A 24,821-nucleotide genomic window follows, 5' to 3' on the forward strand; every position below is an offset into this window, starting at 1 on the left:
AGGCACCGGGTGTTCGAGCTCTTGACCGTCTGCACCGGCAACATCTGCCGCTCTCCGCTGGCCGAGCTGCTGCTGCGCGAGCGGCTGAAGCCCCTGCCCGCGAACGTCTCGAGCGCGGGCACACGCGGCCTCCGCGACGCGACGATGACGCCTGAGGCCGTGCAGATCGCGGTCGCGTCGGGCGTCGCGAGCGCCGAAGCGCAGGCCCATCGGTCGCGCTCGCTCACCGAGGCGCAGCTGCTGAGCCCCGATCTGATCCTCACGATGACTCGCGACCATCGGCGCGAAGTGGTCGAGCTGGCGCCCTCCCGCACGCGGGTGACGTTCACGATCCGCGAGTTCGCCCGTATCGCCGCGCAGGTTCCCGACGACGAGGTGCGCCGCGTGACCGGTGAGGCGGGACCGGATGCTGCCGCCCGCGTCCGCGCGATCGCCGGGCTCGTCGGATCATACCGCGGCCTCGCAGCCACCCCCGTGGTCCCCGAGGACGAGGATGTGATCGACCCCTACGGCCGCTCGATGCGCACGTACGAACTCGCCGCCGCACAGCTGATTCCGGCGGTGGATGCGGTGGTCCGCACTCTTCGCCTCGGGTTGGCCGACCCGCGGTAGGGGCGACTAACGATGCCGTCACGATGCGCGGCACCGGTCGTCGTACGCGTCGTTTCGTAACAATCCCGGAAAACGCGTGTGGCAGGATGACCAGCACGTCACGGGGTCCCCCGCCCGTGCGATGCACCTCGAGAGGCACCATGGAGCTCAGCGATTACATCCGCATCCTCCGCAAGAACTGGGCAGTCATCGTCATCGCCACCCTCCTCGGGGTGGGTGTCGCGGCCGTCTTCTCCCTCACACGAACGCCCGTCTACACAGCATCCAGCACTGTGTTCGTCTCCACTCAGGCGGGTGGCACCGTCCAGGAGCTGCAGCAAGGATCCAACTTCACCCAGGCGCGCGTCGAGACGTACGTGAACCTCGTCAAGACGCCCCTCGTCATCGAGCCGGTGATCACCGAGCTCGGCCTCGACCAGACGGCGGCGACGCTGAGCAAAGACATCACCGCGACCTCGCCGCTGAACACCACGCTCATCACGATCTCGGTCACCGATTCCGACCCGGTACGCGCCGCCGACACCGCCAACGCACTCGCGGCGAGCCTGACCTCGCAGGTCGAGAAGATCGAGACGCCCAACGGCGGGAGCACGAGCCCCGTGCGGCTGACCCGCGTGCAGGATGCGACGGCGCCCTCCGTTCCCTCGAGCCCCAACGTGCCGCTCAACATCGCGCTCGGTGCCTTGATCGGCCTCGCGCTCGGCATCGGATTCGCGGTGCTTCGCGCGGTGCTCGACACCCGCATCCGCACGCAGCGCGATGTCGAGCACGTCACCGAGGCCCCGATCATCGGCGCGATCGCGTATGACGCGAAAGCCAAAGAGCGGCCTCTCATCGTGCACGACGACCCGCACAGCCCCCGCTCCGAGTCGTTCCGGGCTCTCCGCACCAATCTGCAGTTCCTGGACATGGGCGGCCGGGCCAGCTTCGTCATCACCTCGAGCGTGCCCACCGAGGGCAAGACGACCTCGACGATCAACCTGGCGATCGCGCTGGCCGACGCAGGCAAGCGGGTCGCCCTGATCGACACCGATCTGCGCAGGCCGAAGGTCGCCGAGTACCTCGGGATCGAGGGCGGAGCGGGCCTCACCGACGTGCTCATCGGTCGGGCCACGGTGGCCGACGTCATGCTGCCGTGGGGCCAGCGCAGCCTGTTCGTGCTGCCGGCCGGCAAGATCCCGCCCAATCCGAGCGAACTGCTCGGCTCGAGCCAGATGCAGAACCTTCTCGAGGCGTTCGAGCGCGACTTCGACGTGGTGCTGTGCGACGCTCCCCCGCTTCTTCCGGTGACGGATGCCGCGATCCTCGCGCGGACCACGAGTGGCGCGATCGTCGTGGTGGCCGCCGGCCGCACCAACAAGCGGCAGCTCGAGGGCGCGATCGACGCCCTGGTGACCGTTGACGCGAAGGTCGCGGGCGTCGTCATGTCGATGGTGCCCACGCGCGGACCCGACTCGTACTACAGCTACGGGTACGGATACGGGTACGGGTACACCGCGGACCCCACACCGCCGCCGCCGGTCGCGGAGCGCCGCGCAGAGCGCCGCGCGGAGCGCCGTCGCCCCCGCCCCGACTCTCCCCCGGCGACATGATCGCGGCCTCCCTGCAGCGCCCCTGGGGAGGATCACGCAGCACGACGGTCGACCGCACGTCGCGGCATCGTGGTGTTCGTCCTGCCCGCCAGCGCCCCGCCACTCCTCGTGCAGCGACCCGTCACCTGACGTTCGACGTCACACCGACACCGTGCGTCACGTGCGTGTCACAAACGCCTGCTAGCGTGCCAGCGGGGAAGGGATTGGGCGTCGACGGGAAGGAGTCGGGATGACGCCGGATCTTCAGGTTGACGCGACATCGTTGTCGCCGCGTACCGATGAAACATCTACGAACGCGACGGACGATCTCGCAGCTGCTGCGAAGATCCAGACCGACGCGTCGCCCGCGCGCACCACCGACACCGGGTCGGTGCCCGCGCCGTATCTGGCCGGGGCGGCCGCACCACCGTGGCGGCGGCGCTACGGCACCCTCCTCTGGGTCACCGACCTGCTCGCCCTGATCTGGGTCGTCTACGGCACGCAGATCATCTGGTTCGGCACCGGCAACGCCCAGGTGGCGATGCGCGACGACAGCCGGTTCGACGAGATCTCCTACTGGGTGTTCTCGGCAATCCTCGTGATTCTCTGGATGTGGGCACTGTCATTCGCCGACTCACGCAGCCATCGTGTGATCGGTGCCGGGCTCGCCGAGTACACCCGCATAGTGAACGCAAGCTTCCGCCTGTTCGGACTGGTAGCGATCGCGGCATTTCTCCTCCGGGTCGACCTCGCACGCGGCTTTCTCTTCATCAGCCTCCCGCTCGGTGTCCTGATACTTCTTCTCGAACGGTGGTTGTGGCGACAGTGGCTGCTGGTACAGCGGGTGCAGGGCAAGTACGTGGCAAGGGTCCTCCTGGTGGGATCGCGTGCATCCGTTGCGCAGATCGCCCGCGAGCTGCGACGCGTACCCGGCGCCGGCTATCACGTCGTCGGGGCGTGCGTCCCGTCCGGCAAGGTGGCCGAGACGATCGAAGGCACAGATATTCCCATCATGGGAAGCGTGGATGCTGTCCAGCGGGCGATGCAGGCGACCCGAGCCGACACCATCGCTGTCACCAGCACGGATGACCTCCCGCCCGACAAGGTGAAGGAAATCTCCTGGAGCCTCGAGGCCGGCAAGCAACATCTGGTCCTCGCTCCGAGCATCACCGACATCGCGGGTCCGCGGCTCCACACTCGGCCGGTCGCCGGCCTGCCGCTCATTCACGTCGAGACTCCGCGTTTCACGAACGGGCAACGCTTCACCAAGCGATCCTTCGACGTGATCGTCACGTCGGTCATCACTCTCCTGCTCTCGCCGGTTCTCCTCATGGTCGCGGCTGCCGTCAAGCTCACGAGCAAGGGACCCCTTCTGTACAAGCAGGAACGTGTGGGGATCAACGGGGCGCCGTTCCACATGCTCAAGTTCCGGTCCATGCGTGTCGGGGCTGACAAAGAGCTCGCCGCGCTTCTCGCGGCGCAGGGGACGAGTGAAACCCCCCTCTTCAAGGTGAAGAACGATCCCCGGATCACCCCCATCGGAAAGGTGATCCGCAAGTACTCGCTCGACGAGCTGCCACAGCTGTTCAACGTACTTGGCGGCTCTATGAGCCTGGTCGGACCACGACCCCAGATCGCGGCCGAGGTGGCTCTCTACACGAGCGCGGCCCGAAGAAGACTGCTCGCCCGGCCGGGCATCACAGGGCTGTGGCAGGTAAGTGGTCGCAGCACGCTGGATTGGGAACAGACGGTGCGTCTCGACCTCTACTACGTGGAGAACTGGACCTTGATCGGCGATGTCGCGATCTTGGCCAAGACCGCAAGAGCAGTTCTTCTACCGGGCGAGAGCGCTCACTAGCCACTTCCTCTGAGACCTGCTTCCGATCTCGCCACCACAACGTATGAAAGCACCCCGAAAGTATGCGAATAGCTGTGGTTTCACTCCACTACGCCCCGGAGCCGACCGGAAATGCCCCTTACGTGGCTGACCTTGTGAATGGGCTGGCATCCGCGGGACATGACGTGACGGTGATTACCTCCCAGCCGTTCTACCCAGGCTGGCAACGATATAAAGGTTACGGTCCGGGGCGCTCCGCGACGAATGACTCCGGGGTGAATGTGATTCGGCTCCGGCACTACATTCCGGCACGCCCCACGGCATTGAAGCGACTGATTTCCGAGCTGACCGCAGGCGCTGCAGCATTTGTAGAGGGCCTTCATGGCGCCGATGCCGCAATTTTCGTGTCGCCCGCCATGTTTCACGCAGCTCTCGCCTCACGGCGACTTTCGTGGCGCCCCAAACGCTCTCGCGCACCGTGGGTGGTCTGGGTTCAAGACCTCTACACACTGGGAGTCAAAGAGACTGGCACAGCGGGTGGTCGGGCAGCCGCGGCGATATCGCGCGTCGAGTCGTCGATGCTGCGCGGAGCCGACCGGGTCGTTTCGATCCACGAACGATTCACTCGCTTCGTGATCGACAGCCTGGGTGTCAGCGACGCTAAGGTAGCCACGATTCGGAATTGGTCCCACATTCAGGCTTCTGCAGCCGACCCCGCCGACCGTGACTCGCTTGGCTGGCGGCGCGACGAGTACGTTGTCTTGCACGCCGGAAACCAAGGGCTCAAACAGGGCCTCGCGAATGTCGTCGAAGCCGCAAAGATCGCAGAACGGCGTGCACTTCCAATCCGATTCGTGCTACTCGGCGATGGGAATCAACGCGAGACCCTCGAGAAGATGGGGCAAGGGGTGTCGACGATCCAGTTCTTGGATCCGCTGCCCGATGAACTGTTCTTCAGCACCCTGACTGCTGCGGACGCCCTACTCGTCAACGAACTGCCAGACGTAAGAGAGATGTCGGTACCGAGCAAGCTCACAAGCTATTTCGCCACCGGCCTCCCTGTGATCGCTTCCACACACCGCGACAGCGTTACCGCAGAAGAGATCGAGCGTTCGGGCGGAGGGGTCGTCGTCGACGGCGGAAATCCCGACGAACTGGTTCGAATGATCGTGGAGCTCAGTCGTGACCCACACCGTAGCGCAGCTCTTGGTGCGGCTGGATTGCGATATCGGCAAGAACAGCTTGGTCGAGACGTTGCGATCACCAAGTTTCTCGCGTTGCTTGACGGGATGAGATCAGGGCCTCGTGATGGCTCTTCACGAGTGACCGCTCCCCCTACACAACAGACGAGAGATCACGGCTAGCGGCGTCGAAGTCGTGCGGTGAGGTCAGCCCAGACGGCTCGCAGAACAGTGCGATTCTCCTCTCCGGCGAGAACCCACAATAGGGCGCCGTAAGCGACAAGAGCGATGACGGCGACTGGGCAGGCAAACGTCCAGAATGGCGCTGGCGCAGTCGCCCACGGAGTGAACTGAAGACCGATGATGACACCGAACGGCACGATGGAAGCCACGACGCACCTCGTCAACTGCGAGACGTACTTTCCGATGTCCACACCGGCAGCGCGTTTGAGGACGACGAGCCGCACGGGCCAGATGATGAATCGCGCAAGTCGTGAGAATGCGATGCCCAGCACGCCGAACGGGGCCAGCAAGAACACGAGCGCAGTACCGACCACATTCTGAACGATGGCAAGCACAAGTGCGGATCCCGCGTGGGACGTTGCGAGTAACACGTTTCGGTCGAAGTACATGACCGCCCCCAACGCCCAGCCCGGCGCGAGAATCCAAATGATCGGGACCGCATCTGTCCATTGCGGTCCGAACAGGAATGCGACGAGTTGCGGGGCGAGCGTTGCGACGAGGCCGAAGATCGCAATGCTCGCCGCTGCCGCAACGAAGGTCAGCTGCCGGAAGATGCGATTCAGACGTATTCGATCATCCTGCACGCGGGAGAACGTCGTGAAGGACACTCTCGACAAGACGGACGTCACGAGTTCTATCAGAATTGTGCCGACGCGCTGGGCGATGAAGTAGTAGCCGAGTTCCTGAGGCGAGAAAAGTGCCCCGATGACGATCTTGTCGATGTTGGCTTGGATAGCGTCAAGGAGGTCGATCGCAAGAATCGAGCCGCCGATGCGCCACAGCGAGCGGAGTGAATCGAATGAGTACTCGAACCTTGGTCGCCAAGGCGTAGAGGACCAAAGCGCGATGACGGCTGCGAGCGCACTGACGACGGTCTGTGCCACGAGTGCCCAGATTCCACCGCCTACCAGAGCCAGCGGGATCGCGACCGCAGCGCCGCACACGGTCCCGATGAATTGCCTGATCGAGAGCGGTTTGAAGTCCAGTTCGCGTTCGAGGAGCGCCGCAGGAACCTGCGAGAGGGCGCTCAGCGGAAACAGAACGCTCATCGCCTGGAGGACAGGCGCGAGTTGTGGTTCACCGAACGCGCTCGAGATCGGGGCAGCGGTCAGTACCAGTCCGGTCCCGAGAATCACACTGACGCCGAATGAGGTCCAAAATGCCGTCGAGGCATCTTTCGGGTCGAGTCTGCGCTTCTGGATGAGTGTCTTGCTCAGTCCCGAGTCGACGAAGACCTGGAGCACGGCGAAAATCGAAGTCGCGAGCGAAATCACTCCGAATTCCGACGGGGTGAGGAGGCGGGTCAAGACGGCCAGCACGAGAACCGTGACAAGTCGCGACGACCACCGTTCGGCCACAACCCATCCGACCGATCGGGTGGCCCGTCGACGGAGATCGTCGTCGTCGCTCATAGAGGCTTCACCCGCCGATCAATACGCGTGCTCGGCGGCGCGAGCTTGTCACCTTCGGGTTGCCCTTCTCGCAATAGCCTTCGATGTCTCCGCGATCGGTCTTGGCCCGAATGAGCTCCAGGCACGTTTGACCAGGCTTCGGTTGTCGCGGATGCCAAATTCACGCAGCAGCTTTCTGGTGGCTGGGAAAGCGATTCCGGCCATCGACTTTCCTGAGTGGTTTTCGCCGGTATCGACGTGGTACACGGCGCCCCTGAAGGGCAGAACTTGGAGATTCCGTCCGTGGGCTTCATGCCATTCGACCGCGTCCCGGTGGGCGCCCATTATGGTGAAGAGGATTTCTCCATAAGCGGCAGCAATGGTCTGCTGGTCTGCTCCCACCCCGACATCGGAGGGGACCGAATAGGCATCGAACGGAAGGATGAAGGATGTCCCACATGTGCGATTGAATCGAGGAATCGCCCGGAAGACGCCGCGGGAGCCCGAGTACATCCAGCCGTTCTCGAGGACCCATCCCTGACCGTTCGCATGATCCTTGACGAAGCCGGATAGCCGCCGGCTCACGAAGTCGTCCGCATCGAAGATCATGACGAAGTCCGGGGAGTAACTCCGCGCCGCGATGAGCCCGACACCGATCTTCGTGCCTTTGTCCCACACGAATGGAGCCCGTGCGGTGCGCGGTCCAGTCGGTGGCGCGGGCGCGGGAAAGTCCACCGGAACGAACACAGTTCGCTCCGGAAGGGGGAAGCTCGGGGCTTGGTTGCCCACCACGATGACGACGAAATCCTGATCGATCTGCCCGGCGACTGAGCGCAGGGTGTCTTCGAGCAAGTGTTCCACCCTGCTGTATGAAGCCGAATTATCGGGATGACGAATGGATGTGACGAACGCGATCATTTCTGTGCCACCAACTCCCGCGCCAAGCTCTGCGCTTCAGGCAGGCTTCTTGCGTAGTGAGCGGTAGAGAAGCCGCCCGTGTAGTCGCGATAAATGCCGCTCACCTTCCCGTAGCTGTTGTCCAAGGCGACGTGGGGCACACCCAGAAGGGCGGAGAGCACATGGGCGTGCAGCCGGTCCGTGACGACGGCTCGGGCAGAGCCATACAGCTTTACCGCACCCGCGACATTAACGCGGTTGACGTTGTCAAGTGCCCAACCGCCAACCCGGTCCGGCGCCCCTGCGGGCAAGGCTGGTACTCGCCGCCGAATCTTGACGTACGTCCTACAGGCAAGGGATCCCCCGCGAGCGAGCCGCCATTGCACCGCCATCGCGCCCCGTGGGTACCAGTCCGTCACATGTACGGGCGTTCCGTCGAGCCAGAGGGGTCCGATCTCCGCAAGACCGGACGACGCCTCCATGTCTTCGCGTGCAATGACCACGACATCGGTCTTTTCCGCAGAGGAGGACGGGCGTTGGGGCGGATCCCACCCCAACGCCATATCTGCACAGAATCTGACGTCGAGGGAAGGCAGTTGCTTCTCCGCGCGTTCCATGGAGAGGCTGTCACGGATGAGGATGTGCAGGTCAGGGTGAGCGCCCATGACCTTATCCGCGGCGGCGGCGCGCGCCTCGTCTTTGAAGTAGATCGACTGCGGAAGCTGAACGATCCGGTAGTCCGGGAGGTCGCGGATAACCTCTTCCCTGATCAGCTGGTGCCCGATCCAGAGGTCACCGAAGTTGCCTCCACCGTGCAGTAGGACGACTCCGCCTTCAGGGAGCGCCCTGCGGAGCGCTCTCGGATCGTACGACCACAGATCGGCCACGTATTTTATGCGCAACCCCATCCGTGCGAGGAAGGCCAGCTCACCGGCCCAGATGAGAGAGTCTCCGACGTTTCGTTGATTCGGAGCGTCAACGATCGCCACTTCGCGGGATGTTCCGATAGCGACCTTGAGCGCGTCGATGACGGAGGCTCTCAGACTGTCCAGGTATTCGATGTCAGCGGAAAGGATGGGGGGCTCCTTCTGAGGGCGGTGCAGTGAACGTGTTGCGAGGATCAGCCGGGGGAGGTTTGGTGGGCACTTTGGCGCTGCCAGAGATCGCGGGGGAACGACTCCAAGAGGGTTGCTGCATCCCACTCAAGCGGAGGTACTGCGTGATCCGGAGCGTCCGCGGGCGTCTCGCTCACGTACGGCAGTCTTCTGCCCGTGCCCTCGAAGTAGTCTTCGTACTTGAGCAGATCTTCCTCGCCGGGTTTGACGAAGGACACGGGCACACCGAGCGCGTCGGCGATCACGATCCCGTGGAGCGACGACGTCACCACATGGGCGCTCTCGGCAATCCGACGGATGATCCGCACGTAGTCCCCGCGAGGGTCGAGGAATCCGGGTTGGGACCGCCAACGCCGCGCGTCGTGGAGGTTTGGAAGGGAAGTCAACTCGAGAGCGGGTTGATGCGCGCGGCTGATCCCGAGGAGCGCAGGCGCGAGCAATCCGGGGTCTCCGAACACATCAGGCACGCGGATCCCGAGTCCTCTGAGAAAATTCGCAGTGATCGGTCCTCGCACCGCACGCACATCGAGTCTTCGCGCGGAGATTTGTTCGCGGGGCACCTTGCCGTTCACACCCGTGCCCCAGATGACATCACCGTCGCGGGCGAAATGCATGATCGATCCAACGGTGAGCAGGCGCGAGGGCTCGGTCGCCTCCGGAAGTCCGGCCGCGAGAAGGCCTGCGAGAGCGGGACCCAGCTTGTCTCCGAAGTTGTTGACTCGACCGACCGGGGGCAGAAGTCGTCCGATCCTGCCACGCGTGAGTCTGCGGGGCGGGTCCCAGTGCACAAGTTCGACCCCTCTGATATCCAACGCGTTCATTCGAGGCTCTGCGTTACTCGAGCCCGCGACTGGGACATTTTGATGAGAGGCGGGACGCGCGTCGCGACGTGTCTGGAGTTGTGCGCCGCCATCGCCATCAAGATGAAGATAAAGGACGGCACGATCACGTGACTTGTAAGCCCATCTGTCGGGATGAGCAATGCGATTCCGAAACCGAGCTTCACGGCAAACGGCGCCCCGGACATCACCAGTATTGATGTGACCAGCACGAGCCAGACCCCGCCACCTACAATCCCGTACTCGAACAGGAGCTTGGCGATCGTAGGGGTGGTGACCTCCGTCTGCCAGCTGCCCGCCGTGAGAAGATCAGCGAGATCGCGTGCCGTTCCGGGACCGTATCCGAACCAGATCGGACCGTCGACCCACACGCCTAACAACTCCTCATACGGTCTCGTCAGTCGCGCGTCATTGCTCCCTCTGAGAAAGAAGAGTCGATTGATGAACGCTTGCGCGACCGGGACGACCGAGACCAAGCAGTACACACCGATCGAGACCACGATGGCGAGGAGAACGGTCCGGACCGAGCGGAGCACCGCAATCACGATGGCGGGGATGACAAGCACTCCAGAGATCGCGACAGATGTGAACAGACCAACGATGAGTGCCGTCACCGTCCAGCCCCGCGCTCCGGGCGGCAGCTTGACCATGCCTGCCACTATGACGAGCAGCGCGAGGGCCGAGAAGAGCGACAGGAACGACGGCTCGAGGAAGAGGACACCGTTCGCCTTCATCCAGCTTCCGCCGTAGTCGATTGACTGCGCGGACTTGTACCCGGGAATGAGAAGGGCTGCGGGTAACGCCGCGAGCGGATCGAAGAAGTTGCCCGTCACTAGAGACCATCCGGACTGCACCGCTCCGAGTACACCGCCTAGAGCAGTTGCGGCGACCATGCCCAGGGCAAAGGAGCTCGGAATAGCGCCGGACCCAGCCCCGCTTGGGGCTTCAACGACGATTGCGGGGGTCCAGAGGGCAAGCGCGAACGCGAGGCTGGAGATCATGCTGGTACCGCCATCGTTCGCTATAGCGGTTGCGAAGCCCGCCGCCGCGAACAGGAGCATCATGACGGTCCGCGTCGGCGAGATTCTCGCTTGACGACGCGACAGCATGACCACGACGAAAACGAGAACGATGACCGCAGAGACGGGAATCGAGAAGGCGCCTACCGGAATCCCGATCCGCTGAAGCGCGATGACGAGCACACCAAGCACAACCACCGACCTGATCGACCCGACCGGCTGGGCGGGCGCGATGGTGGCGACGGGCGATCGACGTGCGGCGACGGTGACTGTGGCGTTGGTGGTGCTCATTCCTGTGACCCACTATCGTCCCCCATGCTCGCGGCGAGACGTGGGTAGTTCGAAGCGTCTGGCTCAAGTTCGAGCCGAAGGAGATTGGAAAGTTGCTCCGCCAGGTTCGTCTCATAGGGGAAAACCCACGGTCCTGGCTCTACGAGCCCCATAGACCGGTGATGAATAACGACGGGCCGCCTAGCAGCGACTGCCTCGACAAGCTTGTTCGGCACGCCGCTCCCGCCCTGGTTGGTGATGAATACCGCAGTGTTTCCGACATATAGCTCGCTGAGTGACGGTGCCCAGCCGCGCACGATCACTCCCTCGGCTATCACCTCGGGAAGGCCCAGGCCGAACAATTCCAGCACCACGCCAGGATTCTCTGCACGAATACTCTCCCATCCCTCGCGCAGCTCCTCGAAGCCGGAGAGGTTATGGAAGGACCGCATGTCGACCCCAGCCACAATTCTGTCCACGCGTCCGCGGACGACTTCAGGAAGGTTTCGTAGAGTTTCGGGGAGCATCGGGGGGATCACATGCACCGCGCGCCGCGCGAGGATGCCGGCAGCCCGGTCCGCGTCGGCGTCGCGTGCCGAGATGTATGAGACTGCAAGCCGACGCGGCGCGATCCGCTGCAGAGCGGCGCCCGCGCGCGACATAAACGCCCGCGCGCCAGCGCCAGCCTCCTCCCGGGCGGCCAGCTGCAAGACCCAGCTGTCGCATGCGTCGTAGATCACCGTCCGGCCGAAGATTGCAGTGATCGCCGCTGCCATGAGCAAGTGGACCTCACCCAGACCGAGAAAGTAGAGCGTATCCCCTCGTCTCGTATGACGGATGACACCGGGAAGCCCCAACAGGACGCCGAGGAATCGCCTGATCAGCCCTGCGTTGCGGACGGTCTCAGGCAGCAGCGAAAGGGACTCAGTGGTCTGATCTCGATCCGCCAGCCATGCAACGATATGTGCGTGCCTGCGGGCTTTCCCTGGTGCCTGTGCGGACGGAGATGTCTCGACCACAAGGAATACCTTCGAAATCGCCGCGGGTGCTCCGATGTCGTCGCTCATACTGCCTCCGTCCTGTCGAACCGTGCGGGGGTCACCATACCGGGCCCTTTGGTCGAATTGATTTCAGGAACCTCAAGATCGGATCCGGGCAAGGAGGATCGTCCTGGTCTAGGAGGATCTCGCAGAGCGAGAAACGAACGTGTTACATCCACCGTCTACTCTGGCGGCGGAGGCCTGCGACCAGGTATTCCGCACATGTGAGCCGTGGAGGACGTCGTGAGCTTCGAAAGAACGCTGGTCAGGGCGACCTTCGTGTCCAGCGCCGTCGATGCATGGGGAGCCGAGGAGAGTCTCCTTACGCTCGCTCGATACTTGCCCGACTTCGGGGTGGTGCCCACGCTGTGGACTCGGAATGCCAACCTGGTGACGCGGTGGGTGAGCGAGGTCGGCGCCCCTGCCCAATTGATGCCGCCGGCGGAAGGTGGCCGGATCGCGGACGCATTGTGGTGGGCGCGTCACGCTGACAGCGTGGATCCCACAGCTGCGCGACCTGATGTAAAGGTCATTTTCAGCATCGATCTGGCACCGCTTGCCGCTATGGGCATTTTCGGACGCGGGCGGCCGGCGGCGGTGCTTGATCTCCACGACTTCCTCCCGACCCGAGCAGGCAGATTAAAACTCAAAGTCGCGGCTTCCGCTTTCGACGGCGTGATCGCGATCAGTGCGTTTGCGGCGTCCCAGTTGCAGCCTCGCGCCAGCACCGCCGTTCTCGGCCGTCCGATAGCGGACTCTGAATCGACCGTGTCCCGCCGCTCTGCCGAGCCAGACCGCGGTCGGGTCGGCATCGTCGGCCGAATCGATCCCGATAAGAATCTCGAATTGGCACTCCGCGCGCTAGCCAGGCTCCCCGAAACAGTGCGGCTCATTATCAAAGGCACTGCGAGCTCCGCCGGCACCGCGTACGAACGTGCCTTCAAGAGTCTCGCGGAAACGACTCTGGGTGATCGCGTCATTTTCACCGGGCGAGTGAACAACAGCACTGCCATGGATGGCATCGACGCGTTGCTTGTTACGAACGGGCGCGAAGCGCTGGGAAGAACAATCCTCGAAGCTCAACTCAGGGGCGTCCCCGTGGCAGTCCCCTCTGTCGGTGGAGCTTCCGAACTCGTGGTCGACGGGCAGACGGGGTACGTCTTCGATCCCGCAGACGACCGAGCAGCCGCTCACGCCATCCAAAACGCGTTGACCGCCGACATCGAACTGATCGAACGTTCTCGAGACGCAGCGATTCGTCGAACGGATCCGCGGGCGTACGCGAAGCAGTACGCGAAATACTTGCGCGATATCTCGCAGAGGCGTCTCTGATGACGGATCGAAGAGTGCGAGTTCTCTTCTCATTCCGCACCCCTTCGTCAGAGTCGAATCCCTACGTTCAGTTGCTCTCGCGGGCCCTGGTCGAGCGCGCAGTGCTCCTGTACTTCGGATGGAAGACGGCATTCTTTGGGAGCTACGACGTATTCCATGTTCACTGGCCGGAAACGTTGGTCCGAGGACGGAGCAAGTGGCGACGTTTCGCCTCCTCGATCCTGCTCGCTGCGTTGGTGTGTCGACTGCGTCTTGCTCGCGTGACCATCGTTCGCACACTGCACAACGTCTCTCCCCACGAATCCGGGTCGCGTCTCGAGTCTGGAGTGCTGCACCTTCTCGATCGCGCGACCACACGATGGATCGTGTTGAACCAAGATGAGACGGTGGATGCTCTGGGCATCCCGGCCGATCAGATCACGGCAATCCCGCACGGGCACTTTATCGACTGGTACGGGCCCTGGCGGGCCGCAGATAGCGTTGCGCTGAGTGGATCGCTGCTCCTCTTCGGCCAAGTGCGACCCTACAAAGGGGTGGAAAGACTGATTGAGGCCTTCGAAGAGATCCCGACCGACTCGTCGATCTCCTTGTGCATTGCGGGCGCATCCCAGGATGAAGCGCTACGAGCTCAAATTGAAGACGCTCAGTCACGGATTCCTGGCCTGCACGCCGAGCTGCGCTTCCTCGAGGACCCCGAGCTCACGGAGCGAATCGAACGAGCGCAACTCGTCGTCCTCCCCTATGAGCGGATGCTGAATTCGGGAGCCGTGCTCACCGCGTTGTCGCTTGACAGGCCCGTTCTCGTTCCGCGGAATCAGACCAACGAGAAGCTCGCGCGAGAGGTTGGCCCGTCATGGGTTCAGATGTACGCAGGCGCCCTCACGGGGGCCGATCTGCTACGTGCCATCCAAGCGACAGACCAGAGATTCATGCGTGGTGCACCCGACCTGCGCGCACGAGACTGGGAGCTTGCAGCCGACCAGCACCTCAGAGCCTATGGTTTCCCTGACTGAAATGAGGTGCAGGCGCATGCACCGATCAGAGCTCAATCGACGTTGCCTCCCCCGTCGGATCGGCCCGCGGAACCGACGCACTTTGCGGAATGAAACATGCGCGATCGATCGATTCGCTACTATGCTCCAACGGCTCATCGATGGGGATGTTCGGACTCCGCGGAGTTAGCCACTCACTTTCGCTTCCCCCAAAACCGAATACGCACGACCCTCCCCCACCCCATCGTTCGGAGTTCCCCTCATGCCGAAACGCGCCCTCATCACTGGAATCACTGGACAGGACGGCTCATACCTCGCCGAACTGCTGCTCGCGAAGGGCTACGAAGTGCACGGCCTCATCCGCCGTGCCTCCACCTTCAACACAAGCCGGATCGATCATCTTTACGTCGACCCACACGACCCTTCCGCGAGGCTCTTCCTGCACTACGGGGATCTGAGCGATGGTGCGCGCCTAGTCACGCTCATGGCGGAGATCAATCCCGACGAGGTCTACAACCTGGCTGCCCAGTCGCACGTGCGAGTTTCATTCGACGAGCCCGAGCACACCGCCGACACGACGGGTACCGGCAGCATCCGACTGCTCGAAGCAGTCCGCCTCTCGGGCATCCATACGCGCTACTACCAGGCCTCGTCGTCGGAACTGTACGGCGCTACGCCGCCGCCGCAAAACGAGACCACCCCGTTCTACCCGCGCTCACCCTATGCCGCAGCCAAGCTCTACAGCTACTGGATCACCAAGAACTACCGCGAGGCGTACGACATGTTCGCGGTCAACGGCATTCTGTTCAATCACGAGTCGCCGCGGCGTGGCGAGACTTTTGTGACCCGAAAGATCACACGCGCAGTGGCGGCGATCAAGGCGGGCAAACAAGACGTCGTCTACATGGGAAACCTCGACTCGGTCCGCGACTGGGGCTACGCCGCCGAGTACGTCGAGGGCATGTGGCGCATGCTGCAGTCCGACACACCCGATGACTACGTACTGGCTACCGGCGTCGGCATCACTGTGCGGGAGTTCCTCGAGATCTCGTTCAGCCATGCCGGTCTCGATTGGGAGAAGCACGTCCGCTTCGACGAGCGGTACCTGCGGCCAACCGAGGTCGATGCCCTCATCGGCGACCCTTCGAAGGCACGCGACGAGCTGGGTTGGGTGCCCACCGTCGACGGCCGTGAGCTTGCAACGCTCATGGTCGATGCCGACATCGAAGCCCTTGAGCACGCCGGCCGTCCCTGGATCGACAAGGTCGCGCTGACGGATTGGGCGACGGTATGAGCGCCGCAGACGGGGTGGAATATACGCCTGCCGAACTCGACCGCGACGCGACGTTTTACGTCGCGGGCCACCGCGGGCTCGTCGGCTCGGCGATCTGGCGCAAGCTGGAGGCATCCGGCTTCGACCGTCTGGTAGGCAAGCCGTCAGCCGAACTCGACCTCAAGGATCGCGACGCCGTCTTCTCCTACATGGGCGAGATCAAGCCGAAGTACGTCGTGCTGGCGGCGGCGAAGGTGGGCGGGATTCTCGCGAACAGCACCTATCCCGTCGACTTTCTCAGCGACAACATGCGTATTCAGGTGAACGTGCTCGATGCAGCGCTCGAGAACGACGTCGAGCGCGTACTCTTCCTTGGTTCGTCGTGTATTTACCCGAAGTTCGCCGCGCAACCGATCCGCGAAGACTCGCTGCTGACCGGACATCTCGAAGAGACGAACGACTCCTACGCGATCGCGAAGATCGCGGGAATCCTGCAGACTCAGGCGGTGCGCCGCCAGTACGGGTTGCCCTGGATCTCGGCCATGCCGACGAATCTCTATGGCCCGAACGACAACTTCTCGCCCGCGGGGTCACACGTGCTGCCGGCATTGATCCGCCGTTACGACGAAGCTGCTCGATCAGGTGCGGGAGCCGTCACGAACTGGGGCACCGGAACGCCTCGCCGCGAGTTCCTTCACGCCGACGATATGGCCGACGCGTGCCTGCACCTTCTAGAGCACTACGACGGGCCCGGCCAGGTGAACGTGGGGACTGGTTCTGACGTCACGATTCGGGAGATCGCCGAGACGATCGCCCACGTGGTCGGGTTCGATGGCGAGACACATTGGGATACGTCCAAACCCGATGGAACCCCGCAGAAGCTGCTCGACGTGTCGAAACTCGCTGATGCAGGGTGGACCTCGAAGATCTCGCTGTCCGAAGGTCTTGAGCGCACCGTGGCTTGGTATCGCGAACATGTGGACTCGATCCGGGTTTGAAGCTGGGTCGGTCGACGAGGGGTCTGCGTAGGGTCTTACATCTACGGCGGCTCACGCCGGTCGCGCCGCGCGATCACCCGGCCGATAAAGACGGCAACGACGATTGAGGCGACGACCCAGAGGCCGACGCCCAGGATTACCCACCCCAGCGTGTCCATTCAGCAGCTCCCCAGCAGCTATGGCTCGCAACTCTACCCCAGGCGCCCGGAAATGCCGCCGGTCGCTGATCCGCCTGATGGAGCGCGTCGCACGAGATGTACGGCCTGGGCGGGCAGTACAGCTACACCGTGAGCGTTCGCGGGTTCAACTGCTCGGCGGCGTGCACCTCGCGGTGCAGGCGCTCCATGCGCGAGTCGAGCTCGGCGGCCGTGTCGGCAGCATCCTTCAGGCTGTCCAGCAGATGCGCGGGCACCTGGCGATCGAACTTGTAGTAGATCTTGTGCTCGAGGCTGGCCCAGAAATCCATCGCGATCGTGCGGAACTGCACCTCGACGGGCACATCCACCCGGCCGGTCGAGAGGAAGACGGGCACTTCGACGATCACATGCAGGCTCTTGTAGCCGTTGGCCTTCGGCTCTGCGATGTAGTCCTTGACGGTGCGCACGGTGATGTCGTCCTGCTGGGTGAGCAGACCGAACAGCCGGTACGCGTCGGCAACGAAACTGACGGTCACGCGGATGCCCGCGACATCCGTGATGTTCTCGCGGATCGAGGGGAAGTCCGGCTCGATGCCCTTGCGCTCGACCTTCTCGGCGATGCTGTCGGGCGACTTGACCCGGCTCGAGACGTGCTCGATCGGGTTGTAGTCGTGCATGTGCAGAAACTCGTCGCGCAGGATCGCGATCTTGGTCTCGACCTCTTTGAGCCCGAACTGGTACTCGAGCAGAAACCGCTGGAACTCGTCGCGGATCGCCCGCATCTCAGACAGAGTCGCGGAGAACGTCGGCTCGGGGAGCGGAAGAGTCACCCCCTCACGCTAGGCACGCACCATTGGAGGGTGCTGTGAGGCCTGGGCCTGCGGCAGGGCGCGGCGGGCACGGCCTTTAGAGTTGTCGCATGAGCGAACCTGTGCTGCCGCGCCCTGCGCGCACCGCGGGGATCGTGGTCGCCGCCATCCTCGGCGCGCTGCTGATCATCACCGTCGCGATCATCGCCTGGGTCGGGGTCCGCGGCGCACTCGCGTACTCGCACCTGCGCGACGCGCAAGCCGCCACGAGCGGTATCCGGGCCGATCTCAGCAACCCCGAGACCGCTGCCGTGGCGATCGCCGGGCTCCGCGACGACACGTCGGCGGCACACTCGCTCACGAGCGATCCGATCTGGCGGCTCGCCGAGCTGACACCGTGGCTGGGGCCGCAGCTCTCCGCGTTCTCGACCGTCGCCGCATCGCTCGACGACGTCGTCAGCACGTCGCTCACTCCCCTGGCAGATGTCGCCGCGACCTTCTCGGCCGACTCGATCCGACCGCAGGGCGGACGCATCGATGTGAGCAGCTTCGTCTCGATCCAGGATGCCGCGACCACCGGCGCAGAAGGCATCACGACAGCCGCAGCATCCGTCCGCGCGATCGATACGGCACCGCTCGTCGCACCCCTGCGCTTGTCGGTCGACGAGATCTCCGCACTGCTCGACGAGGCCGCCGCAGGCACCGACGCGCTCGCCCGAGCGACAGAGCTGCTGCCGAGCATGCTCGGGGGCTCGGGGCCCCGCGACTACCTCGTGCTCTTCCAGAACAACGCCGAGTGGCGATCGCTCGGCGGGATCCCGGGCGCGATGGCCGTCATCCACACCGACGACGGAGCCATGACCCTCAGCCGGCAGGCCTCATCGGGCAACTTCCCGCGGTACGACGAGTCGATCCTTCCGCTGCCACCCGAAGTGGAGGCCATCTACGGGCAGCGGCCGGGCCGGTGGATCCAGAATGTCACGCAGGTGCCCGACTTCACCGTCGCCGCTCCCCTCGCCCAGGCCATGTGGGCGCGCGAGTTCGGGCAACAGGTCGACGGAGTGCTCGCGCTCGACCCCGTCGCCCTCTCCTACCTGCTGCAGGCGACCGGCCCCGTAACGCTGCCCACGGGCGACGTACTCACGTCCGACAACGCCGTCTCGCTCCTCCTCAACGAGGTGTACCTGCGCTACGAAGACCCGGCAGAGCAGGACGCCTTCTTCGCCGCGGCTGCGTCATCGGTCTTCGCAGCGCTGTCGCAGGGCGGAGCAGACCCGGTCGCGCTGCTCACGGCCCTCACGCGGGCCGGCTCCGAGCACCGCCTGCTGATGTGGAGCGCGCACCCCGACGAGCAGGCGCGCATCGCTGAGACGACGCTCGCCGGGGCACTGCCCGAAACGAACGCGCAGACCGCCACCTTCGGCGCCTACCTCAACGACGGCACGGGTTCGAAGATGGACTACTACGTCACCGCCGACACGCAGCTCACATGGAATTCGTGCACTCTGGATGCTGTCGGCACCGCCACGGGAACCGCCACCCTCACTCTGACCCTCGCCAACGGGGCACCTGCCGACGCCGCCAACCTGCCCTCGTACATCACGGGAGGCGGGGTCTTCGGTCTCGCACCCGGCGTCGCACGCACCGTGGGGTACATCTACCTCCCGCAGGGCTTCATCGTGACCGATTCCACGCTGAGCTCGGGCGGAGGCTTCGGCACGGCCACGCACGACGGGCGGCAAGTTCTGACGTTCAGTACCGACCTGGCCCCTGGCGCCTCGACCACGGCGACCGTCGCAGTGCGGACCGTAGGCCCGAGCGCTCCGCGGCTCATCGCAGACGTGACGCCGACGATCACGTCGACGTCCGCGCCCGAGGCCGTCTGCACAACCGCCTCACGCTGATCGCGGAACGCCGGCGCGGCGGGTCAGGCCACGCCTGCGGCGACCGACTCGCCTGACGTCGCGCCGATCTGGGCGGTCACGAGGATCGGCAGATGATCGCTGAGCCCCTGCGGAAGCGTGCGCACCTTGTCGATCTCGAACCCGACCGACGTGGCGAAGTCGTAGTGCCCCCGGAAGAACCGGTATCGCGTGTACGTGCGTGCGTCGCTCAAGGTCAGCTCATACCCGTGCTCGCGCACCTTCTGCCCGAGGTTCTCTTTGAAGACCGGGTAGTTGTAGTCGCCGACCATCAGGATCGGGATGCCGGAGCCCAGCGCGCCGAGCTCGGTCAGCGCTGTGCGGATCTGGTGCCGGCGCAGCGAGTTCAGCGCCGTCAGCGGCGCGGCGTGGAACGAGGCGACGATCACGTCTTTACCCGCGTCGATGTCGTGCAGCCGCACGCCGAGGAGTCGTTCCTCTGCGGGCTTGAGCACATAGTCGTGCAGCGACTTCTTCAGTGCGAGCGCGCGCACCTCGACCGCGCGGAACGTATTTTCGCGGTAGTAGACCGCCAGCCCCAGGCGGTTGCGCTGGGTCGAATCCGCCAGTCGAAGCCCGGCGAGTTCGTCGGGAATGTCGGTCGTGTCGCACTCCTGCAGACACAGCACATCGACCGCGTGACGCTCGACCAGTCCGGCGAGCTCTCCTGCGGCGCGATGCTTGCGGAGGTTGTACGAAATGACCTTCATAGCGCCCCCAGCCTAGAACCGTCCGGGCTCGCGCGGGTGACAGCATCCCGAATCATCGATACTCCACAGGCAACGTCGAGGTGTCGTTTCCGGCTATTCACGGTCGCGGCGATTGCGCGTCTGGTTGGCACGCGAGGCGAGCAGATCGTCGGCCGGGTAGCCCACGGCGGTGAGGGTGAGACCGCGAGCGGCGAGTACGGCGAACTCGCTCGTGCGCACGGCCTCGTCGCGCAGCACGGCGACGTCGTCGACGGCGAGGCGCCCGTGCCCGACGGCGACGCACGCCCCGACCAGCGCTCGCACCATGCTGTGGCAGAACGCGTCTGCGCGCACATCTGCGGTGAGCGTGCCGTCGGCCCCGCGTGTCCACGAGTAGTCCAGCAGGGTGCGGATCGTCGTCGCCTCCTCGCGCGGCTTGCAGTAGGCGGCGAAGTCGTGGAGTCCGATCAGCGAGCGAGCGGCGGCATCCATCGCCCTCTCGTCGAGCACGCCGCGGACCCTCGTGGTGCGATGGCGCTCGAGCGGGTCGTAGCCGGTGCGATCATCGGCGAGCCGGTACTCGTAACGGCGCCACACGGCCGAGAAGCGCGCGTCGAAACCCTCGGGGGCGAGGCTCGTGGCCGTGACGGTGACGTCGGCGTACGCGCCGAGCACGCCGCGCAGCCGGCCGGCGAGCGCTGCGATGTGCGGATTCCCTTCGAGGGATGCTGCCTCCCGCCCTGGTCGGATCAGGCGTGCCGCCTGGTCGTCGTCGAGATCGACGTGGGCGACCTGACCGGTGGCGTGGACTCCGGCATCCGTCCGCCCGGCGACCACGAGGCGCGGTGCCCCGCCGAGGATGCGGGCGAGCGCGGGCTCGAGCGTGCCCTGGACGGTGCGCAGACCCGGCTGCGTGGCCCAGCCGCGGAAGTGCGTGCCGTCGTAGGCGATGTCGAGCCGGATGCGCACCGCTTCAGCCTATGCCGAGCCGCTTGCCCGCACGCTCGCGGGCTGTAGGCGGAGAGGCCTCGACCCTTGCTACCCATTCATCCCGCGGAACGATTTCGGTATTGTGATATATTTTTGCGCGCTGCGAGCTAGTCCAGTTGCCCTCGAAGGTCGGCTCTCAGCTCTGACGGAAGAGCTCGATCGGGCCACGACCCGGCGGCTCGACCGGCCGTCGTGGCTTCGAGTCGAAGTAGCGAGAGGTAAAAGCGGCATGGCTGTTCAGCAGCGCTCCATCAATACACGCGATGCCCTTCTGTCCCGTGCGGGAGTTGAATTTGGGATGCAGGGGTACGCCCGCACGTCGCTCCGCGGAGTATGCCAACTCCTCAAGGACTGCGAGCGCCGCTGAACGCGTCGAGGAACCGATCACGGAAGCGATCCATCCGCCAGACCGGTGCATCCGGCGAGGGGAGCATGCCGTCCTCCCACTGCCACGAATCGGTGAGGCCGACCACCTTCGGGTCTTGGGCGATGATCGTGATCGGCACGTCGTAGCCGGCATCCGCACCGCTCACGATGCGTGCGGGCTGGTGATCGCCGAGGACCACGAGCACGAGGTTCGGCTGCGGGTACGTGTGCAGGAATGAGATCAGCGCCGAGAGGCTGTACTCGACCGATTGCCCGTACAACCTCTGCACGGTCTGCGGATCGGTCCACGCCTGCGCGGGCGAGAGCCCCTCGGCGGGCTGCGGATCGAACACCGAGCCGTCGCCGACCTCGGGCCACGGTACGAGGGAAGGCAGCGGAGTCCACGGTGTGTGCGACGACACGAAGTCGATCTCGGCCATGACCGGCGCGTGCGGGTGGGCGAGCTCCTGGTCGTAGAAGCGCTGCCACGTGTACTGGTCGGGCATGTGCGCGTAGCTGAAGGAGGGCCCGGCGTAGCCCATGTTGCGTGAATCGCTGATGCTGTCGTAGCCGTAGAACGAATGGCCGACGGACCAGTCCTCCTCGTTCGAGGGCACGACCGCGACGGTGCGCCAGCCCGCCTGCCCGAACGCCCGGGTCAGGGTGAGGCGGTCGCTCGAGGTCAGAGTGTCGTACTTCTGCTGCGAGTCGACCCAGGTTCCGCTCTGCAGCGTCGAGTGCGCGAGCCAGCTGATCCCGCCGAAGGTGGACGAGGTGAGGAACGCGCTGCGCGATGAGTATCCGTCAGCGGCGAGTTGGGCGCCACCTGCCTGCAACACGCGGTCGACTCCCGCCGAGAACGGGGTGCCCTGAACGGCGGTTCTTCCGTAGCTCTCGATGAACGCAACCACGACGTCCTTTCCGGCGAGCGCCGAGAGCAGATCACCGGACGGGATGCTGACCGCCGGATCTGAGCCCAGCGCTGCGCGGAACTGCGCGTCTTCGCGGATGCTCGCCGCCGTCTGCGACGTGACGTTCTCGAGCGTCCGCGTGATCGGGGATGCTGCGACCGGAATGCCCGGCACGGCCGGAACGACTTGGGCACCCAGCACCGCGCAGACCACCCACGTCGCGGTGACGACCGTCGCCGCGATGCTGCCGTCACGGCCGCATCGGCAGATCACCCGAGCGACCCGCAGAGCGGCGCGTGCCAGCGCGTAAGCCACGCCCACCGCAACGACAACGATGGCGATCACGATCAGGATCAGGCCACCCACGCCGGTCGCATCGCCGACGACACCCGCGCCGCTGATGACTCCCGACCAGTCATCCACGGGGTTGAACGGGCGGTTGACGTTCGACTCGAACCCGAGGTCGAGCGCGGCGACCAGGATCGCGAGCACGACGATGGCGCCGAAGGCGCCGGCGATGATGCGGCGCGCGATCATCGATGGGACCACGAGCAGCAGCAGCACGACGGCGATCGATTCCCCCGGGAACCCGACGATCGCGCCGGCCGGCAGGGCGCCGAGAGCGTCCGGCAGCAGCGGCACGATCACGAGGACCGCGAGCGCAACGACCGTCGCCACCGACGCTGATGGGCGATGGGCAGACCGATGTCCCCCTGTCGGCATCATGCGCCCGCGTGCACGCGGATGGCCTGCTCCCACAGGCCGGCGGCGGGGTCGAACCGTTCCGACAGCGCGTAGCGCAGCAGCACGACGTCGCCGATCCGGCGCGTGTCGGCGAGCTCGGCACGACGCGCGGCGGTCCAGGGGAATCTCCCGGCACCGACGAACCGGGGTGCGCGCGACTCTCCCACGAAGAAGGGCGCGATCACCAGCTGCAGGTCATCGACCAGGTCATCGACCAGGAACTGGGTGTGGACATGCCCACCGCCCTCGATCAGCAGCCGGCTCACCCCCCGCCCGGCGAGGTCGTGGGCAACAGCCGGCATCGTGACCTGCTCGCCGAGCGGGATGACCGTGGCCAGATCGCCGATTTCGCCGCGGAGGCGGCGCTCGGCGGACCGCGGGCAGTAGACGAGTTTGTCGCCGTCGCCGACCTGGAAGAACGCGGATGCGGGGGGCAGATCCCCGCTGCAGGTCACCGTCACCTTCATTGGCGATGACGGCAACCCGGACGCGCGGCGGAGCATCCGCCGTTCTTCGCTGCGGACCAGCAGCCGCGGGTCGTCGCGACGGACGGTGGATGCGCCGACCATGACGGCGTCGCTCTCGGCACGGAGCTGGTCGACACGGTCGAAGTCGGCCGCGTTCGACATCGCGAGCCGGCGCGGCGCCTCACTGTCGAGGTAGCCGTCTATCGACATCGCACAGCTGAGCGTGACGTACGGGCGGTTCACGGCGCGACCAGCCTCGTGTCGCGTGAGCGTGCGCGCGCGCGTCGACGGCGAAGGGCGGATGCCGCGACCACGAGCAGACCCGGGGCGACGGCGATCATCGCGAGCACACCGAATGCCGTCGAGGCGGCGATCCCGGTCGCCGTGCCGAGTCCGAGAACGCTGAAGGCCCACGCAGCTGCTCCTTCGCGGGGACCCCACCCCCCGAGATTGAGCGGGATCGACGCGGCGACGACGGCGATGAGCGCGACCGCTGCCAGTTGCACGGGGCCCGCGGCCACCCCGACCGCCAGGCACGCGACGACGAACGTCGCGACGTGGCACGCCACGACGACGGTGGATGCTGCGCTCACGGTCACGAGCGTCCGGAGGTCGCCCAGGGCGACGCGGAGCATCGCCAGCTCGCGCACGAGCACGGCGCGCACGCGCGCGCTCGCGCGCGCCGTGAGGACCACGGCCCCGGAGGCGACCACGAGTACGAGCAGCAGCACTCCCACAGCGGGAGCGTATGCCGACAGTCCGAGCGATACCAGCGCCACCGCGGCGATCACCAGCTGCACGATCATTCCCGCCGATCGCTCGATCGCCACAGCACGCGAAGCCTGGGCGATCTGCCCCGTGCTGCGCCCGTGGGAGACAGCGCGGTCGACGTCACCGAGCACACCGCCGGGCAGCACGGTGTTGAGGAATTGCGAGCGGTAATACGACGTTGCCGCTTCGGTCCACCCGAGGCCCACGCCCAGTCGAGCGGCGATCACCCTCCACCGCCACGATGCCGCAGCGGTGGCGACCGCTGCCAGAAGGAGCGCCGCCCCGATCGCGGGGGGCGAGACCGCGGTGAGACCCTGGATGAACGGCTCCGCTCCGACGTGCACCGCGATCGCCGTCATCAGGGCCAGGCCGATCGCCGTGCGCACGAGCGCACGGATCCTCGGC

General features: G+C 65.1%; 21 protein-coding genes. 9 read left to right on the forward strand and 12 right to left on the reverse strand.

Annotated elements, in window-relative coordinates:
- The first annotated feature begins 9 nt into the window (after positions 1-9).
- From F6B43_RS10140 to F6B43_RS10155, 4 genes are all read left to right on the forward strand, one after another.
- Positions 10-612, forward strand: coding sequence for an arsenate reductase/protein-tyrosine-phosphatase family protein (locus tag F6B43_RS10140; RefSeq protein WP_150448823.1), 603 nt, complete (start codon positions 10-12; stop codon positions 610-612).
- 140 nt (positions 613-752) lie between these two features.
- Positions 753-2,204: a tyrosine-protein kinase domain-containing protein gene (locus tag F6B43_RS10145; protein ID WP_150448824.1), complete on the forward strand. Its 1,452-nt coding sequence runs from the start codon at positions 753-755 to the stop codon at positions 2,202-2,204.
- 229 nt (positions 2,205-2,433) lie between these two features.
- Positions 2,434-4,041, forward strand: a complete 1,608-nt coding sequence (locus tag F6B43_RS10150) for a sugar transferase (protein WP_150448825.1) — start codon at positions 2,434-2,436, stop codon at positions 4,039-4,041.
- A 62-nt stretch (positions 4,042-4,103) separates the two neighbouring features.
- The gene (locus F6B43_RS10155) at positions 4,104-5,384 is read left to right on the forward strand and encodes a glycosyltransferase family 4 protein (protein ID WP_150448826.1); all 1,281 of its coding nucleotides are present in this window, start codon (positions 4,104-4,106) and stop codon (positions 5,382-5,384) included.
- On the opposite strand, the gene F6B43_RS10160 is transcribed toward F6B43_RS10155, so the two are convergent.
- The 6 genes from F6B43_RS10160 to F6B43_RS10185 all read right to left on the reverse strand — a co-directional run bounded on the left by F6B43_RS10160 (position 5,381) and on the right by F6B43_RS10185 (position 12,042).
- A complete protein-coding gene (locus F6B43_RS10160; protein WP_150448827.1) occupies positions 5,381-6,856 on the reverse strand; it encodes a lipopolysaccharide biosynthesis protein in 1,476 nt (491 codons plus the stop codon). The two genes, F6B43_RS10155 and F6B43_RS10160, sit on opposite strands and share 4 nt — an antisense overlap.
- Positions 6,857-6,904: 48 nt before the next feature.
- Positions 6,905-7,753, reverse strand: coding sequence for a glycosyltransferase family 2 protein (locus tag F6B43_RS10165; protein WP_150448828.1), 849 nt, complete (start codon positions 7,751-7,753; stop codon positions 6,905-6,907).
- The gene (locus F6B43_RS10170; protein WP_170285618.1) at positions 7,750-8,721 is read right to left on the reverse strand and encodes a polysaccharide pyruvyl transferase family protein; all 972 of its coding nucleotides are present in this window, start codon (positions 8,719-8,721) and stop codon (positions 7,750-7,752) included. The genes F6B43_RS10165 and F6B43_RS10170 overlap by 4 nt, the downstream gene beginning before the upstream one ends.
- 131 nt (positions 8,722-8,852) lie before the next feature.
- Positions 8,853-9,659: a polysaccharide pyruvyl transferase family protein gene (locus F6B43_RS10175; protein ID WP_246159904.1), complete on the reverse strand. Its 807-nt coding sequence runs from the start codon at positions 9,657-9,659 to the stop codon at positions 8,853-8,855.
- A gap of 5 nt (positions 9,660-9,664) precedes the next feature.
- Positions 9,665-10,996, reverse strand: a complete 1,332-nt coding sequence (locus tag F6B43_RS10180) for a hypothetical protein (RefSeq protein WP_150448831.1) — start codon at positions 10,994-10,996, stop codon at positions 9,665-9,667.
- Entirely contained in the window at positions 10,993-12,042 is a 1,050-nt protein-coding gene (locus F6B43_RS10185; protein WP_150448832.1) for a glycosyltransferase, read from the reverse strand. The genes F6B43_RS10180 and F6B43_RS10185 overlap by 4 nt, the downstream gene beginning before the upstream one ends.
- Before the next feature lie 216 nt (positions 12,043-12,258).
- On the opposite strand from F6B43_RS10185, the gene F6B43_RS10190 reads away from it, so the two are divergent.
- The 4 genes from F6B43_RS10190 (at position 12,259) to F6B43_RS10205 (ending at position 16,610) form a co-directional block, all read left to right on the forward strand.
- Positions 12,259-13,347, forward strand: coding sequence for a glycosyltransferase family 4 protein (locus F6B43_RS10190; RefSeq protein ID WP_150448833.1), 1,089 nt, complete (start codon positions 12,259-12,261; stop codon positions 13,345-13,347).
- Positions 13,347-14,360, forward strand: coding sequence for a glycosyltransferase (locus F6B43_RS10195; RefSeq protein ID WP_150448834.1), 1,014 nt, complete (start codon positions 13,347-13,349; stop codon positions 14,358-14,360). The genes F6B43_RS10190 and F6B43_RS10195 overlap by 1 nt, the downstream gene beginning before the upstream one ends.
- A 241-nt stretch (positions 14,361-14,601) precedes the next feature.
- Positions 14,602-15,633: a GDP-mannose 4,6-dehydratase gene (gene gmd / locus F6B43_RS10200; RefSeq protein WP_150448835.1), complete on the forward strand. Its 1,032-nt coding sequence runs from the start codon at positions 14,602-14,604 to the stop codon at positions 15,631-15,633.
- On the forward strand, positions 15,630-16,610 hold the full coding sequence (locus F6B43_RS10205; RefSeq protein ID WP_150448836.1) for a GDP-L-fucose synthase family protein: 981 nt from the start codon (positions 15,630-15,632) through the stop codon (positions 16,608-16,610). The genes gmd and F6B43_RS10205 overlap by 4 nt, the downstream gene beginning before the upstream one ends.
- A 280-nt stretch (positions 16,611-16,890) precedes the next feature.
- Here the strand turns inward: F6B43_RS10205 and F6B43_RS10210 are convergent, their stop codons facing one another.
- On the reverse strand, positions 16,891-17,529 hold the full coding sequence (locus F6B43_RS10210) for a GTP pyrophosphokinase (RefSeq protein ID WP_150449538.1): 639 nt from the start codon (positions 17,527-17,529) through the stop codon (positions 16,891-16,893).
- 137 nt (positions 17,530-17,666) lie between these two features.
- Here F6B43_RS10210 and F6B43_RS10215 point away from each other — a divergent pair, with 137 nt between their 5' ends.
- Positions 17,667-19,460: a DUF4012 domain-containing protein gene (locus F6B43_RS10215; protein WP_150448837.1), complete on the forward strand. Its 1,794-nt coding sequence runs from the start codon at positions 17,667-17,669 to the stop codon at positions 19,458-19,460.
- A gap of 23 nt (positions 19,461-19,483) precedes the next feature.
- Here F6B43_RS10215 and F6B43_RS10220 read toward each other — a convergent pair whose 3' ends face one another.
- The 5 genes from F6B43_RS10220 to F6B43_RS10240 form a co-directional block, all read right to left on the reverse strand.
- On the reverse strand, positions 19,484-20,188 hold the full coding sequence (locus F6B43_RS10220) for an endonuclease/exonuclease/phosphatase family protein (RefSeq protein ID WP_150448838.1): 705 nt from the start codon (positions 20,186-20,188) through the stop codon (positions 19,484-19,486).
- Between the two features lie 93 nt (positions 20,189-20,281).
- Positions 20,282-21,136, reverse strand: a complete 855-nt coding sequence (gene truA / locus F6B43_RS10225; RefSeq protein WP_150448839.1) for a tRNA pseudouridine(38-40) synthase TruA — start codon at positions 21,134-21,136, stop codon at positions 20,282-20,284.
- Positions 21,137-21,501: 365 nt separating this feature from the next.
- Positions 21,502-23,112 (reverse strand): alkaline phosphatase family protein, encoded by a 1,611-nt coding sequence (locus F6B43_RS10230; RefSeq protein WP_150448840.1) that lies wholly within the window; start codon positions 23,110-23,112, stop codon positions 21,502-21,504.
- Positions 23,113-23,156: 44 nt separating this feature from the next.
- Entirely contained in the window at positions 23,157-23,888 is a 732-nt protein-coding gene (locus F6B43_RS10235) for a RibD family protein (RefSeq protein ID WP_150448841.1), read from the reverse strand.
- On the reverse strand, positions 23,885-24,802 hold the full coding sequence (locus tag F6B43_RS10240) for a lysylphosphatidylglycerol synthase transmembrane domain-containing protein (RefSeq protein WP_150448842.1): 918 nt from the start codon (positions 24,800-24,802) through the stop codon (positions 23,885-23,887). Before F6B43_RS10240 ends, F6B43_RS10235 begins: the two co-directional genes overlap by 4 nt.
- Positions 24,803-24,821: the final 19 nt, after the last annotated feature.

Source organism: Microbacterium rhizomatis, assembly GCF_008710745.1.
Lineage (GTDB): Bacteria > Actinomycetota > Actinomycetes > Actinomycetales > Microbacteriaceae > Microbacterium > Microbacterium rhizomatis.

Coding starts and splice junctions, on each gene's coding strand:
- F6B43_RS10205 (WP_150448836.1), top strand. CDS start 15,630: ATGAGCGCCGCAGACGGGGTGGAATATACGCCTGCCGAACTCGACCGC.
- F6B43_RS10215 (WP_150448837.1), top strand. CDS start 17,667: ATGAGCGAACCTGTGCTGCCGCGCCCTGCGCGCACCGCGGGGATCGTG.
- F6B43_RS10160 (WP_150448827.1), bottom strand. CDS start 6,856: ATGAGCGACGACGACGATCTCCGTCGACGGGCCACCCGATCGGTCGGA.
- F6B43_RS10155 (WP_150448826.1), top strand. CDS start 4,104: ATGCGAATAGCTGTGGTTTCACTCCACTACGCCCCGGAGCCGACCGGA.
- F6B43_RS10210 (WP_150449538.1), bottom strand. CDS start 17,529: ATGCGGGCGATCCGCGACGAGTTCCAGCGGTTTCTGCTCGAGTACCAG.
- F6B43_RS10180 (WP_150448831.1), bottom strand. CDS start 10,996: ATGAGCACCACCAACGCCACAGTCACCGTCGCCGCACGTCGATCGCCC.
- F6B43_RS10150 (WP_150448825.1), top strand. CDS start 2,434: ATGACGCCGGATCTTCAGGTTGACGCGACATCGTTGTCGCCGCGTACC.
- F6B43_RS10185 (WP_150448832.1), bottom strand. CDS start 12,042: ATGAGCGACGACATCGGAGCACCCGCGGCGATTTCGAAGGTATTCCTT.
- F6B43_RS10220 (WP_150448838.1), bottom strand. CDS start 20,188: ATGAAGGTCATTTCGTACAACCTCCGCAAGCATCGCGCCGCAGGAGAG.
- F6B43_RS10165 (WP_150448828.1), bottom strand. CDS start 7,753: ATGATCGCGTTCGTCACATCCATTCGTCATCCCGATAATTCGGCTTCA.
- gmd (WP_150448835.1), top strand. CDS start 14,602: ATGCCGAAACGCGCCCTCATCACTGGAATCACTGGACAGGACGGCTCA.
- F6B43_RS10145 (WP_150448824.1), top strand. CDS start 753: ATGGAGCTCAGCGATTACATCCGCATCCTCCGCAAGAACTGGGCAGTC.
- F6B43_RS10195 (WP_150448834.1), top strand. CDS start 13,347: ATGACGGATCGAAGAGTGCGAGTTCTCTTCTCATTCCGCACCCCTTCG.